The organism is Rahnella sp. 2050, assembly GCF_040544515.1.
GTDB lineage: Bacteria > Pseudomonadota > Gammaproteobacteria > Enterobacterales > Enterobacteriaceae > Rahnella > Rahnella aceris.
In genome coordinates this window covers 69248-83356 of record NZ_JBEPKE010000005.1, presented here as the reverse complement: position 1 = coordinate 83356, position 14109 = coordinate 69248, and the positions used below count along the sequence as shown (strand labels likewise).

The following is a 14109-nucleotide window of genomic DNA, read 5'->3' as shown; positions in this document are numbered from 1 at the left end:
TTTTTAATGACTACCTCGGTAAATACGCCACTGCTGCGCGCTTCACGTTGTCAATTTCATCAAGCAGTTCAAACCATTCCGGTTCCAGCGTTTCCACGCTGACGCCCTGACGAAGCTGTTGTTCAATGTAGAAACACAGTCGTTTCAGACGCGGTACGCCGCTGTAGCTGCAACTGCCATGAAGCTTGTGGATCAGCGCCAGAATATCGTCGTCCGGTTCGCCACGCGTGACGGCTTCCACCCGTTCTGCCACCTGCGGCAGAAACTCCACCAGCATTTGCAGCAAATCCTGCGCCAGCGCGACTTTATTGGCTGACTGACTCAGTGCCAGTTGCCAGTCGAGTGTGCTGATCGGCGCGAGTGACTCGCTGGCCTGCAACGGTGAATCCAGCTGTGTCTGATGCTGATGATGGCGCGACAGAACATTTTTCAGCATGCTTTCATCAATGGGTTTAGACAGGTAATCGTCCATCCCCAGTTTCAGTAACTGTTCACGCTCGCCGCTCAGCGAGTGGGCGGTGACGGCCACCACCGGCGTTTTGGCATGGCGCGCCATCTGGTGGATGATTTCGCTGGCGCGAATGCCGTCGATATCGGGCATCTGAATATCCATCAGAATAATATCCAGATCGGTATGACGTGCGACATCGATGGCTTCTTCACCGCTGTGACAAAGCACGGTGGTTTCCACCAGTTCTTCCAGCAAGGCGCCAATCAGTTTGAGGTTTGCCGGATTGTCATCCACCGCCATGGCGGTCAGCGGCAGACGCGAGGTTTTATCTTCGTCGTTACCGATCACCCTGACGGAAGCCTGTTGTTCATGTAACAACAGCGGCAGCAGGCGGATACTCGACATCGGTTTAATCAGACAGGCCTGAACGCCACGCCTTTTCAATTCTTCGGCATCCACCTGGAACTGACTCGGCAGCGCCAGCAGAAGGTGCTGTGTCATGCCCAGCACTTTCTGCAATTTACCCTCGTAGTCCGCCAGAACCTGATCCGGTTTGACCGGAATGCTGCACAACATGATGTCGTACCATGGCTCAGGAAGCGCAGCCAGCGTGGTGCGATGTGTGATATCCAGCGGTGTGGCCTGCAGGATTTCCATCGTGGCTTTCGCCGCCGCCGGATTGGCTTCAACATAGGCCAGACGTTTGCCTTCAAGATGATTCATGGAAACCGGCGTAATATGACGGTTTTCATTCAGCTCGAGCGTGACGTGGAACCAGAAGGTCGAACCGCGGTTCAGCTGGCTGTAGAAACTGATGTCTCCGCCCATTTCTTTCACCAGACGCTGGGTGATCACCAGCCCTAATCCGGTGCCGCCATGTCGGCGCGAAATGCTGGCATCAGCCTGACGGAAAGCCTGGAACAATTGCGACTGCTGACGTTCGGAAATCCCGATGCCGGTATCGTGGATCTGCACTTCCAGTTCCACCTGCAAATTGTTCTGCGAACGCAGCTCGACATTGATATCGATGTTGCCGGTTTCAGTAAATTTAATCGCATTTCCCAGCAAGTTAGTCACCACTTGCTGCATGCGCATCGGATCGCCCAGCACGTTTTCCGGCACGTTGTTGTGGACGTTCAGCGTCAGTTCCAGACCTTTATCATGCGCGGTGTGCGCCAGCAAAATAACCACTTCATCGAGCATTTCACGCAGCGAGAACGGAATATGCTCGAGCACCAGTTTGCCAGCTTCCAGCTTGGAGAAATCCAGCACGTCATTAATGATGGTTAACAGGTGATTCGCGGAGCGCTCAATGGTTTGCAGATAGTCCGCCTGCGTTGGCGAAAGCGGCGTTTTCAGTGTCTGGCGGGTAAAGCCGATCACACCGTTGAGCGGGGTACGCAGCTCGTGAGACATATTGGCCAGGAATTCAGATTTGATACGCGCCGCTTCCTGGGCACGTTTCTTCGCCAGATCCAGCTCGACGTTTTGGATTTCCATCTGCTCCAGCGTTTCGCGCAGGTCTGACGTTGCCTGATCGATATTCTGCTGCACTTCTTCGTGGTAGGCCGTCAGCGACATCGCCATCGAGTTAATGCCGTTTTTTAGCATGCTCAGTTCGCCCGGCATGTTGCCTTCCACGCGGCTGTCGAGCTGCCCGCGGCGGATGCGGTCAACGGTATTCACCATATTACGGATCGGTCCTGTCACGTCGCGCATCAGGCGGTAAGCGAACAGCGTGGCGATACCCAGACACAGCAATAACAGCATGGTGGATACGAACGCTTCCTGATATTGCGCCAGTTTTACCGAACGTAAATCCAGTTCAATGGCGATATAACCCAGCCGGTTGTCCGGCGAGGCACTGAAGGTTTCGTCATCCGCTTCCGTATGGTTTTCAGCCTGAATGGGCGTGCGCAGGATCAGCACATCGCCGGAACGGGTTTTCGTCAGCTCGCGCGGAATGTCTTCGATGCGTTTTACCTGCAACGGACTGTCATCATGCTGGCTGGTCGAACTGGCAAACAGTTTGTTCTCGCCATCAAACACACTGATGCTGCGTACAATATCAGAGTGATTACGGTGCAGACGGCTGATCAGCCGTTTCACCGGTTCGCGTTCCCGGAACGTCATGCCATATTCGCTTGCGACTGCCAGAGGCTCGATAATACTGGCTCCGGCTTCTGTCAGCTGGTTCTGCAACTCGTTGTAGCGGTGCACCACAAAGAAGGTGCTGAGCAGCAAACCGATCATTAATGTCGGTGCCAGGATCAGGATCATCATCCGTGCGCGAAGGCTATATTTGGTCATGAGGTTCCAATGTGGGAGAATTAGCTAAAGTAAGCTTAATAAACCAGCGTGTAATCGACAATAATGGCTCAATTCTACTCTCCGAACCGTCGCGTGACGACCCGGCAAACGATAACTGTGACCGCCACCGACCTTGATACTTTCGGGCAAGGTGTGGCACGCCACAATGGCAAAGCCGTATTTGTCAGTGGTTTACTGCCCGGCGAACAGGCAGAAGTCACTTTAACAGAAGATAAAAGCAAGTACGCCAAAGGTAAGCTGAAGCGTTTGCTGACCACCAGCGACGATCGGGTAAAACCGCTGTGTCCGCACTATTCCACTTGCGGCGGGTGTCAACAGCAGCACGCCAGCGAGGCATTGCAACAGCGCAGTAAATCAGCGGCGTTATTACGCCTGATTTCCCGCGAAACCGGTATTCAGGCGGATCCGCTGCCAGTGATTGCCGGTCCGCAATACGGTTACCGCCGTCGTGCGCGTCTGGGATTGCAAATTGCGGGCGTTAAACCGGGGCGTAAATCCGGTGCCGTCAGCGGCCCGCTGGTGATGGGGTTCCGTCAGGAAGGCTCCAACGATCTGGTGGCGATTACCCATTGTCCGGTGCTGCGGCCTGAGCTGGAGCAACTGCTGGTGCCGGTGCAGGAATGTTTGTCGTCATTATCGGCGGCGAAACGCCTCGGGCATCTGGAAATGGTGCTGGCGGATAACGGCCCGCTGTTGGTGCTGCGTCATCTTGATCCGCTCAGTGAAGCCGATCGTGCGCGCCTGACGGCGTTTGCGGCGCAACATCAGTTAACGATTTTTCTGGCGCCTGACAGCGAGACTCTGGAGCCTTTGTGCGGCGAACCCCCTTATTATCAGATTGATGGTTTGAATCTGAAATTTGGCCCGCGCGATTTTATTCAGGTGAATGATGCCGTTAACCAGCAAATGGTGGCGCAGGCCCTGGAGTGGCTGGAACTGACGCCGGAAGATCGCGTGCTGGATTTGTTCTGCGGGATGGGGAATTTCACCCTTCCGCTGGCAAAAAGAGCTAACCAGGTTGTCGGCGTCGAAGGTGTTGCTACACTGGTGGCGAATGGGCAAGATAATGCCCGGAATAATGGATTAGAGAATGTGTCCTTCTTCCATGAGAATCTGGAAGATGATGTCAGTAAACAACCCTGGGCGGCACAAGGTTTCAATAAAATCTTGCTGGACCCGGCCCGGGGTGGCGCTGCTGGCGTGATGACGCATATTGTTAAGCTTGCCCCGGCGCGTGTGGTGTATGTGTCATGCAACCCCACAACATTGGCGCGGGACAGTAAAATTTTGTTGGAGGCGGGTTATCGTTTGGCCGGGGTGCGTATGCTGGATATGTTCCCGCACACCGGTCACCTTGAATCGATGGCTCTGTTTATCAACCCGTCTGACACAGGTGTTGTGTCAGAAACGTAGGGAGAGGGTATGGTTGCGGTAAGAAGTGCACATCTGAACACGGCTGGCGAGTTCGCGCTCGACGACTGGATCAATAGTTTAGGACTGTCCAGCCAGCAATCATGTGAGCGTTTAGCCGAAACCTGGCGCTACTGCGAGCAACAAACGCAGGGCCATCCTGACGCCTCGCTGCTGCTATGGCGCGGTCTGGAGATGGTTGAAATCCTCTCGACCCTCAGCATGGATAACGACAGTATGCGCGCGGCGCTGCTGTTCCCGCTGGTTGATGACGGCATCATTGATGAAGACACCCTGACCCAACAGTTCGGTAAAGCCATTACTGATCTGGTACATGGCGTGCGTGATATGGATGCCATCCGCCAGCTGAAAGCCACGCAAAACGATTCCATGGCTTCCGAGCAGGTGGACAACGTCCGCCGCATGCTGCTGGCGATGGTGGAAGATTTCCGCTGCGTGGTGCTGAAACTGGCTGAACGTATCGCTCATCTGCGCGAAGTGAAAGATGCGCCGGAAGAAGAGCGCGTACTGGCGGCCAAAGAATGTACCAATATTTATGCGCCGCTGGCTAACCGTCTGGGTATCGGCCAGTTGAAATGGGAGCTGGAAGATTTTTGCTTCCGTTATCTGCATCCTGACGAATACAAACGCATTGCCAAACTGTTGCATGAACGCCGTATCGACCGTGAGCAGTACATCGACGATTTTGTCTCGACCGTTAAAAATGCGATGGCCGAAGAGGGCATCAAAGTTGATGTTTACGGCCGTCCCAAGCATATCTACAGCATCTGGCGCAAGATGCAGAAGAAATCCCTGTCCTTCGACGAACTCTTCGACGTGCGTGCCGTGCGTATTGTGGTGGAGCGTTTACAGGATTGTTACGCCGCATTAGGGATTGTGCACACTCATTTCCGCCATCTGCCGGATGAGTTCGACGATTATGTCGCCAACCCGAAACCGAACGGTTATCAGTCGATTCACACCGTGGTGCTGGGGCCGCGTGGGAAAACGCTGGAAGTGCAGATCCGCACGCGTCAGATGCATGAAGATGCTGAGCTGGGCGTCGCGGCGCACTGGAAATACAAAGAAGGCACCGCTGTGGTCGGTGGCCGCAGCGGGGGCTACGAAGGTCGTATTGCCTGGCTGCGGAAACTTATCGCGTGGCAGGAAGAAATGGCCGATTCGGGCGAAATGCTCGACGAAGTGCGCAGCCAGGTGTTCGACGATCGCGTCTACGTGTTTACGCCAAAAGGCGACGTGATCGACCTGCCGATGGGCTCCACGCCGCTCGACTTTGCGTATCACATCCACAGTGATGTGGGGCACCGGTGTATCGGGGCGAAAATTGGCGGCCGCATCGTGCCGTTCACCTATCAGCTGCATATGGGCGATCAGATTGAAATCATCACCCAGAAGCATGCGAACCCAAGCCGCGACTGGCTGAACCCAAGTCTGGGTTACGTCACGACCAGCCGCGGGCGCTCGAAAATTCAAAACTGGTTCCGTAAACAGGATCGCGATAAGAACATTATTGCCGGTAAACAAATCCTCGATGACGAGCTGGACAGACTGGATATCAGCATCAAAGATGCCGAGAAACTGCTGCTGCCGCGCTACAACGTCAACTCGCTGGATGAAGTGCTGGCCGCAATCGGTAACGGCGATATCCGTCTGAATCAGATGGTGAACTTCCTGCAATCGCAGCTGAAAAAGCCGAGTGCGGAAGAGCTGGATAAAGAAGCTTTGCGCCAGCTGACGCAGAAAACCACACCGCCACCGACCCGTACCAAAGACAATGGCCGCGTGGTGGTTGAAGGTGTCGGTAATCTGATGCACCACATTGCGCGCTGTTGTCAGCCGATCCCGGGCGACGAAATCGTCGGTTACATCACTCAGGGCCGCGGGATTTCCATCCACCGTGCCGACTGTGATCAACTGGAAGATTTACGTTCGAATGCGCCGGAACGTGTGGTCGATGCCGTATGGGGCGAAAGTTACTCCAGCGGGTATTCACTGGTGGTACGTGTGGTGGCTAACGACCGCAGCGGCCTGCTGCGTGATATCACCACGATTCTTGCCAATGAAAAAGTGAACGTACTCGGTGTTGCCAGCCGCAGCGATACACGTCAGCAACTGGCTACCATCGACATGGATATCGAAATCTACAACCCGCAGGTGCTGGGACGTGTGATTGCCAAACTGAACCAGTTGCCGGATGTAATTGAAGCCAAGCGGCTTCACGGCAGCTGATCAAACGCTTATAAGGCCCGCCAGTCGGGCCTTTTCTTTTATGTTTTTGACTCATCTCTTTTAAAACGGACAGATCCTATGACCGACTCTTCTTTACAACGCCTGCTCACCATTATGAAAACCCTGCGCGACCCAGAAGCGGGCTGCCCGTGGGATAAAGAGCAAACTTTCGAGACGATTGCCCCGTACACGCTGGAAGAAACCTACGAAGTGCTGGATGCCATCGCCCGCAAAGATTACGACGATGTGCGCGACGAACTGGGTGATCTGCTGTTTCAGGTGGTGTTTTACGCGCAGATGGGCAGCGAACAAGGGCTGTTTGAGTTTGACGATATCTGCAATGCTATTTCGGACAAATTAGAGCGCCGCCATCCGCAAATCTTTGGGCAGGAAGCGGCCTGGTCGAAAGACGCCAGCAGTCAGGATGTGCTGGTCAAATGGGAAGCGCGTAAGGCACAAGAGCGGGCGGAGAAATCCCTGCATTCGGCACTCGATGACATTCCTTCCGCGTTGCCTGCGCTGATGAAAGCACACAAAATTCAGAAACGTTGTTCGAATGTCGGGTTCGACTGGACCACACTCGGGCCGGTGCTCGACAAAGTTTACGAAGAGATCGACGAAGTGATGTTTGAAGCGCGTCAGGCAGTGATCGATGAAGAAAAGCTCGGCGAGGAAATCGGCGACCTGCTGTTCGCGACGGTGAATCTTTCCCGCCATTTAGGCCACAAAGCGGAAGATGCGTTGCAGGCGGCCAACCGCAAGTTTGAGCGCCGTTTCAGGCAGGTCGAGGAAATTATCCGTGGAAAAGGCTTAAACATGGAAGATGCTACACTTGAGCAGATGGAAGACGCCTGGCAGCAGGTGAAAAAGCAGGAAGGCTGAGTTAGCTCTCCGACTTTGATCGGAAACAAGATCTGAATCTGCTGAAACGGTTAAGCTCAATGTCATTCAGTGCTTAACCGGCTGATCTGAGAGCAGTAAAGTCCAACAAATTGAAATCTAAGATGTTTTAGTGGGTCATGCGAACAGCACAGCACTTTTTACAAGCTAACTGTTTGTTTTTGAACGAATGAAAGAACAGCGCTGGCAGGGTTAACCCTTCTGAACTGACGGTAAGGAAAACGATGATGGACAGCAAAACGTTTATTTGTGGCGCACACAAGGTTCCGGTATACTGTTTTCCCGTCTTGGTTACTCCATCATCTTTAAACCTAACCTCTCAGGTTCAGCATGACAACTAATTATATTTTTGTGACCGGCGGGGTCGTATCCTCTCTGGGTAAAGGCATTGCCGCAGCCTCTCTGGCGGCTATTCTCGAAGCCCGTGGCCTCAACGTGACCATCATGAAACTGGACCCGTATATCAACGTGGATCCGGGTACGATGAGCCCAACTCAACATGGCGAAGTCTTCGTTACCGAAGATGGCGCTGAAACCGATCTCGATCTGGGTCACTACGAGCGCTTCATCCGCACCAAGATGACTCGTCGCAACAACTTCACCACGGGCCGTATTTATTCCGACGTGCTGCGCAAAGAGCGCCGTGGCGACTATCTCGGCGCAACCATCCAGGTTATCCCGCACATCACCAACAACATCAAAGAACGCATCATTGAAGGCGGCGAAGGCCACGATGTCGTGCTGGTTGAAATTGGCGGTACTGTCGGTGATATCGAATCCCTGCCGTTCCTGGAAGCGATTCGTCAGATGGCGGTTGAAGTGGGCCGTGAGCACACGCTGTATATGCACCTGACACTGGTGCCTTACATGGCGGCAGCCGGTGAAGTGAAAACCAAACCGACCCAGCACTCTGTAAAAGAACTGCTGTCTATCGGTATCCAGCCGGACGTGCTGATTTGCCGTTCTGACCGCGCAGTGCCTGCCAACGAACGCGCGAAAATTGCGTTGTTCTGTAACGTGCCGGAAAAAGCGGTTATCTCCCTTAAAGACGTTGATTCTATTTATAAAATCCCGGCCCTATTGAAATCTCAGGGTCTGGACGACTATATTTGTAAACGTTTCAGCATCAACGCACCGGAAGCCAACTTGTCCGAATGGGAACAGGTTGTTTACGAAGAAGCCAATCCGGGCGGTGAAGTGACTATCGGCATGGTCGGTAAGTACATTGAGCTGCCAGATGCTTATAAATCTGTGATTGAAGCGCTCAAACACGGCGGCCTGAAAAATCGTCTGACCGTGAACATTAAACTTATCGATTCTCAGGATGTCGAAACCCGTGGTGTCGAGGTGCTGAAAGGCCTGGACGCGATCCTTATCCCGGGTGGCTTCGGCTACCGTGGTGTGGAAGGGAAAGTGGCAACGGCGCGTTATGCACGTGAAAATAACATTCCTTATCTGGGCATTTGTCTGGGTATGCAGGTTGCGCTGATTGAGTTCGCCCGTAACGTTGCGGGTATGGAGAACGCCAACTCCACCGAATTTGTGCCAGACTGTAAGTTCCCGGTGGTTGCACTCATCACCGAATGGCGCGATGAAGAAGGTAACGTCGAAGTACGTTCCGAAGACAGTGATTTAGGCGGCACCATGCGTGTGGGCGGACAGCAATGTCACCTGAACGACGGTAGCCTGGTTCGTGAGATGTACGGCGAGCCGACAATAGTTGAACGCCATCGTCACCGTTACGAAGTGAACAATATGCTGCTCAAACAAATCGAAGCCGCAGGTTTACGCGTAGCCGGTCGCTCTGGCGATAAGCAACTGGTGGAAATCATCGAGCTGCCTAACCATCCGTGGTTTGTCGCTTGTCAGTTCCATCCAGAATTTACGTCAACGCCGCGTGATGGTCATCCGTTGTTTGCAGGCTTCGTGAAGGCTGCCGGTGAGTATCAGAAGCGTCAGGTAAAATAAAATACCGGGGAAGAGATGCGCCATTGGCGCATCTCTTGTCTGAAGCTTTAGTTAACTTGTACTGAGGAAATCTTAATGTCTAAAATCGTTAAAGTTATCGGCCGTGAAATCATCGACTCCCGTGGTAACCCGACCGTAGAAGCTGAAGTTCATCTGGAAGGTGGTTTTGTTGGTCTGGCTGCTGCGCCATCAGGTGCTTCTACCGGTTCCCGCGAAGCGCTGGAACTGCGTGACGGTGACAAATCCCGTTTCCTGGGCAAAGGCGTACTGAAAGCCGTTGCTGCGGTTAACGGTCCTATCGCTCAGGCTGTAACCGGTAAAGACGCGAAAGATCAGGCTAACATCGACAAGATCATGATCGATCTGGACGGTACTGAGAACAAATCTAAGTTCGGTGCTAACGCGATTCTGGCTGTTTCCCTGGCTGCTGCTAAAGCGGCTGCGGCTTCTAAAGGTCTGCCACTGTACGCACACATCGCAGAACTGAACGGCACCCCAGGCAAATACTCTATGCCACTGCCTATGATGAACATCATCAACGGCGGCGAACACGCTGATAACAACGTTGATATTCAAGAGTTCATGATCCAGCCTGTTGGCGCTAAAACGCTGAAAGAAGCTATCCGTATGGGTTCAGAAGTGTTCCACACTCTGGCTAAAGTGCTGAAATCTAAAGGCATGGGTACTGCTGTTGGTGACGAAGGTGGCTACGCGCCAAACCTGGGTTCTAACGCAGAAGCGCTGGCTGTCATCGCTGAAGCGGTTAAAGCAGCAGGCTACGAACTGGGTAAAGACATCACTCTGGCGATGGACTGTGCGGCATCTGAGTTCTACAAAGATGGCAAATACGTTCTGGCTGGCGAAGGCAACAAAGCGTTCACTTCTGAAGAGTTCACTCACTTCCTGGAAGACCTGACTAAACAGTACCCAATCGTTTCTATCGAAGACGGTCTGGACGAGTCTGACTGGACTGGCTTTGCTTACCAGACTAAAGTTCTGGGCGACAAAATCCAGCTGGTCGGTGACGATCTGTTCGTCACCAACACCAAGATCCTGAAAGAAGGTATCGACAAAGGCATCGTTAACTCCATCCTGATCAAATTCAACCAGATCGGTTCTCTGACCGAAACTCTGGCTGCGATCAAAATGGCGAAAGACGCTGGCTATACTGCCGTTATCTCTCACCGTTCAGGCGAAACTGAAGATGCGACCATCGCTGACCTGGCTGTGGGTACCGCTGCTGGCCAGATCAAAACCGGTTCTATGAGCCGTTCTGACCGTGTTGCTAAATACAACCAGCTGATCCGTATCGAAGAAGCGCTGGCGGCTGCGGGTACTCCTGCTCCGTTCAACGGTCTGAAAGAAGTTAAAGGTCAGTAATTACTGCCCCGTAACGCTTTCATAAAAACCCGCTCCGGCGGGTTTTTTTATGTCTGCAATTCAGGGAGATCGTTAAGATCTCCGTCTTACAGCAATAAAGAAAGCGTGGCACTCGCGCTGTGTTCGCTGGCTTGCAGATAATCCGGAGAGTGCGTTAACAGCTGATTGATCAGTAATTCCACCAGCAGCATCCCGCCGACTTTGGACGTCAGTAAACCCGCCGTCAGCGGACCTTCGGGTTTGGCGGCCACCAGTAAAATATCGGCCAGTGAGGAAAGCGGGCTGCGCAACGTATTGCTGATACCGATGACTGTGGTGCCCTGACGCTTCGCCAGCGCGGCGGCGTGCAACACATCTTTAGTGGAACCTGAGCTGGAAATCACGACCACAATATCCTGACTATCCAGGCTCACGGCATTCATCGCCGCGCGGTGCATATCAGCGAAACATTGCGACGCTTTGCCCAGACGCAGCAGCTTGTAACCCAGATAATCCGCCACGATAGCGCTGGCTGCAACACCATACACCTGAACGGAACGCGCGTTATGAATGCGAAACGCGGCGTCCGCCAGCACCTGCCGATCGAGCAGTTTTCCGGTATCACGCAGGGCAGTGATGCTGTCTTCGATCAGCGTCTGAACGTCGTCATTCCCTTCAGCGGACGGCAATGTCGGATTTTGTCGCGTCTCAAGCGCGAGACCCATCTTAAATTCGGTAAACCCTTTGCAACCGAGCTGGCGGCAAAGCCGCGTGACGCTGGCTTCACTGGTATCACTCTCACGCGCCAGTTCAGTGATGGTCAGGTAAAGCACGCGCTGCGGTTGTTCCAGCACAAAACTGCCCAGCTTGTGCAGCGTCGGACTGTAATTCTCCAGTCCCTGACGCATTCGCAGTAACAGCGTGCCTGTTTCCTTGGTCTGACTCACTCGGCTCTCCTCAGAATAATTGACCTGACTAGTTTGGCTGATGTGACGCAGTTAACGCCAGAAGAATTCCATATGGATAACGTTGCACATTTGATGGTAATTATTATTTTAATTATATAGTGTGGTGAAAATAATTATCACAACAACACAACGCGGAGTTATCTCATGTCAATATTCAATGGTTCAGGGGGCGGGGCGTGGTTCGAAAGAGCCCAAAAGTTTGGCAAGTCTTTCATGTTGCCTATCGCTATTTTGCCCGCAGCCGGATTGCTGCTGGGTATTGGCGGGGCGCTTTCCAATCCCAATACCTTAGCGGCATATCCGTTTCTGAATATTCCGGCCTTGCAGGCGATTTTCACCGTCATGGCCAGTGCCGGATCGATCGTCTTTGCCAATCTGGCGGTGTTGTTTGCCGTCGGGGTCGCCGTCGGGCTGGCACGCAGTGATAAAGGAACCGCAGGTTTGTCCGCGCTGCTCGGATACCTGGTGATGAACGCCACCATCAACGCCATCCTGATCCTCAAAGGGCAACTGGTGACCACCAATCTCAGTGCCGCCGGGCAGGGAATGGCGCTCGGCATTCAGACGCTGGAAACCGGCGTGTTTGGCGGCGTGGTGATCGGTCTTGTGACGTGGTGGCTCCATCAGCGCTACAACAAAATCGAATTACCGCAGTTTCTCGGGTTTTTTGGCGGTTCCCGCTTTGTGCCGATCATCTCCTCCGTTGCGGCCATCGTGGTCGGGGCGTTGATGTTCTTCATCTGGCCACATTTCCAGAAAGTGATTTTTGGCATGGGCGGGCTGGTGGATGCGACGGGATACCTTGGCACCTTCATTTACGGTTTTGTGCTGCGCATGCTCGGCCCGTTCGGTCTGCATCATATTTTCTATCTGCCTTTCTGGACCACCGCACTCGGCGGCAGCGAAGTAATTAACGGGCATCTGGTGGAAGGCACGCAGCGGATCTTCTTCGCCCAGCTGGCAGACCCCAATACGCAGCAGTTTTATATCGGCACTTCACGGTTTATGTCCGGGCGCTTCATTACCATGATGTTTGGTCTGGTGGGTGCGTGTCTGGCGATGTACCACACGGCGCGGCCTGAGAATAAAAAACGCGTCGCCGGGTTGCTGCTTTCGGCGGCACTGACCTCCTTCCTGACCGGGATCACCGAACCTATTGAGTTCTCGTTCCTGTTTGTCGCGCCGATGCTGTATGTCCTGCATGCGGTATTCGACGGTCTGGCGTTTATGATTGCCCACATTTTGCAGATCACCATCGGACAGACTTTCTCCGGCGGTTTTATCGATTTCATTCTGTTCGGGGTTTTACAGGGCGAAAGCAAAACGCACTGGATGTACGTCCCGCTGGTCGGCGTGCCGTGGTTTGCCCTTTATTACTTCTCTTTCCGCTACCTGATCAGGCGCTTCAACCTGAAAACGCCGGGGCGTGATGAGGCTGAAATTCAGCAGGATAACGTCGTGACCGATCGCGCCGGACTGATTATCGAAGCACTGGGCGGCGCGGCCAATATCGCCGAGCTGGATTGCTGCGCAACGCGTTTGCGCATCAGCGTTCATCAGGCTAGCGAAGTGGATGAAAACAAGCTGAAGTCGAGCGGGGCACGCGCCGTGCTGATCCGCGGAAACGGTATTCAGGTGATCTACGGACCGCATGTCACGATTATTAAAAATGAAATTGAGGAGATGTTGGGAGTATGAATCAGTCAATGTTAACGACCGTCAGGGGACAGTTGATCGTGTCCTGTCAGGCGCTGGATGACGAACCGCTGCACAGCGATTTTATTATGAGCCGTATGGCACTGGCCGCTATGCAGGGCGGTGCCGCGGGGATCCGCGCCAACAGCGTCGCAGATGTGAAAGCCATTCGCGCTACCGTGCCGCTGCCGGTTATCGGCATCATCAAACGTGATTACCCCGCAAGCGATGTCTATATTACGGCAACCCTGAAAGAAGTCCGTGAGCTGATGACCGTTGCGCCGGACATGATCGCGATGGATGCCACGTTCCATCAGCGTCCGGGTGAACTGCAACTTGCGGCGCTGGTGCAACACATTCGTAAAGAGTTTCCGTCCCTGTTGCTGATGGCGGATATCGCGACCTTAGAAGAAGCGCAAAACGCGCAGGCTTTAGGTTTTGATTGTATCGGGACAACATTGCACGGCTATACTCAGGAGACGCAGGGCAGCAAACTCTGGCATGACGACTTCGCTTTCCTGCGTCAGGTGCTGGCGCAGTGCACGACGCCGGTCATTGCCGAGGGAAACGTGGATACCCCAGAAATGGCGGCGCGATGTTTAGCGCTGGGGGCGCATTCCGTTGTGGTCGGTGGTGCAATTACCCGACCGCAGCAGATCACGCAACGCTTTACTGACGCCATCCGCTCTTTGCGCTGATAAACATTTTTGCACACACTCCTGCTGCGCCCTGTATTTGGCGCAGCGCCTGCGATCTGCGATAATGCGCGCTGATTTT

The 14109-nt window shown here is 53.7% G+C and carries 9 protein-coding genes; 7 read left to right on the top strand and 2 right to left on the bottom strand.

What is annotated here, in order from left to right; translation table 11 throughout:
- Positions 1-10 precede the first annotated feature (10 nt).
- Positions 11-2761, bottom strand: a complete 2751-nt coding sequence (gene barA, locus ABIC79_RS18395; protein ID WP_013573990.1) for a two-component sensor histidine kinase BarA — start codon at positions 2759-2761, stop codon at positions 11-13.
- A gap of 63 nt (positions 2762-2824) precedes the next feature.
- Here barA and rlmD point away from each other — a divergent pair, with 63 nt between their 5' ends.
- From rlmD to eno, 5 genes are all read left to right on the top strand, one after another.
- Positions 2825-4195, top strand: a complete 1371-nt coding sequence (gene rlmD / locus ABIC79_RS18390; RefSeq protein ID WP_354568052.1) for a 23S rRNA (uracil(1939)-C(5))-methyltransferase RlmD — start codon at positions 2825-2827, stop codon at positions 4193-4195.
- Between the two features lie 9 nt (positions 4196-4204).
- Positions 4205-6442, top strand: coding sequence for a GTP diphosphokinase (gene relA / locus ABIC79_RS18385; RefSeq protein ID WP_013573992.1), 2238 nt, complete (start codon positions 4205-4207; stop codon positions 6440-6442).
- 78 nt (positions 6443-6520) lie between these two features.
- Positions 6521-7324, top strand: coding sequence for a nucleoside triphosphate pyrophosphohydrolase (gene mazG, locus ABIC79_RS18380; RefSeq protein WP_013573993.1), 804 nt, complete (start codon positions 6521-6523; stop codon positions 7322-7324).
- Positions 7325-7672: 348 nt separating this feature from the next.
- Complete coding sequence (pyrG, locus tag ABIC79_RS18375; protein ID WP_013573994.1) at positions 7673-9310, top strand: glutamine hydrolyzing CTP synthase; 1638 nt, start codon at positions 7673-7675, stop codon at positions 9308-9310.
- A gap of 75 nt (positions 9311-9385) precedes the next feature.
- Positions 9386-10690: a phosphopyruvate hydratase gene (gene eno / locus ABIC79_RS18370; protein ID WP_013573995.1), complete on the top strand. Its 1305-nt coding sequence runs from the start codon at positions 9386-9388 to the stop codon at positions 10688-10690.
- Between the two features lie 86 nt (positions 10691-10776).
- Here the strand turns inward: eno and ABIC79_RS18365 are convergent, their stop codons facing one another.
- Positions 10777-11577, bottom strand: a complete 801-nt coding sequence (locus ABIC79_RS18365; RefSeq protein WP_183065404.1) for a MurR/RpiR family transcriptional regulator — start codon at positions 11575-11577, stop codon at positions 10777-10779.
- A 204-nt stretch (positions 11578-11781) separates the two neighbouring features.
- Here ABIC79_RS18365 and ABIC79_RS18360 point away from each other — a divergent pair, with 204 nt between their 5' ends.
- The gene (locus tag ABIC79_RS18360; RefSeq protein ID WP_112152119.1) at positions 11782-13335 is read left to right on the top strand and encodes a PTS transporter subunit EIIC; all 1554 of its coding nucleotides are present in this window, start codon (positions 11782-11784) and stop codon (positions 13333-13335) included.
- Between the two features lie 8 nt (positions 13336-13343).
- The gene (locus ABIC79_RS18355; RefSeq protein ID WP_173362081.1) at positions 13344-14030 is read left to right on the top strand and encodes an N-acetylmannosamine-6-phosphate 2-epimerase; all 687 of its coding nucleotides are present in this window, start codon (positions 13344-13346) and stop codon (positions 14028-14030) included.
- The last annotated feature ends 79 nt before the right edge of the window (positions 14031-14109 follow it).

What these genes read in the sequence shown, in the direction of transcription:
- barA (WP_013573990.1), bottom strand. Translation starts at nt 2,761, where the DNA reads ATGACCAAATATAGCCTTCGCGCACGGATGATGATCCTGATCCTGGCA.
- rlmD (WP_354568052.1), top strand. Translation starts at nt 2,825, where the DNA reads ATGGCTCAATTCTACTCTCCGAACCGTCGCGTGACGACCCGGCAAACG.
- relA (WP_013573992.1), top strand. Translation starts at nt 4,205, where the DNA reads ATGGTTGCGGTAAGAAGTGCACATCTGAACACGGCTGGCGAGTTCGCG.
- mazG (WP_013573993.1), top strand. Translation starts at nt 6,521, where the DNA reads ATGACCGACTCTTCTTTACAACGCCTGCTCACCATTATGAAAACCCTG.
- pyrG (WP_013573994.1), top strand. Translation starts at nt 7,673, where the DNA reads ATGACAACTAATTATATTTTTGTGACCGGCGGGGTCGTATCCTCTCTG.
- eno (WP_013573995.1), top strand. Translation starts at nt 9,386, where the DNA reads ATGTCTAAAATCGTTAAAGTTATCGGCCGTGAAATCATCGACTCCCGT.
- ABIC79_RS18365 (WP_183065404.1), bottom strand. Translation starts at nt 11,577, where the DNA reads ATGCGTCAGGGACTGGAGAATTACAGTCCGACGCTGCACAAGCTGGGC.
- ABIC79_RS18360 (WP_112152119.1), top strand. Translation starts at nt 11,782, where the DNA reads ATGTCAATATTCAATGGTTCAGGGGGCGGGGCGTGGTTCGAAAGAGCC.
- ABIC79_RS18355 (WP_173362081.1), top strand. Translation starts at nt 13,344, where the DNA reads ATGTTAACGACCGTCAGGGGACAGTTGATCGTGTCCTGTCAGGCGCTG.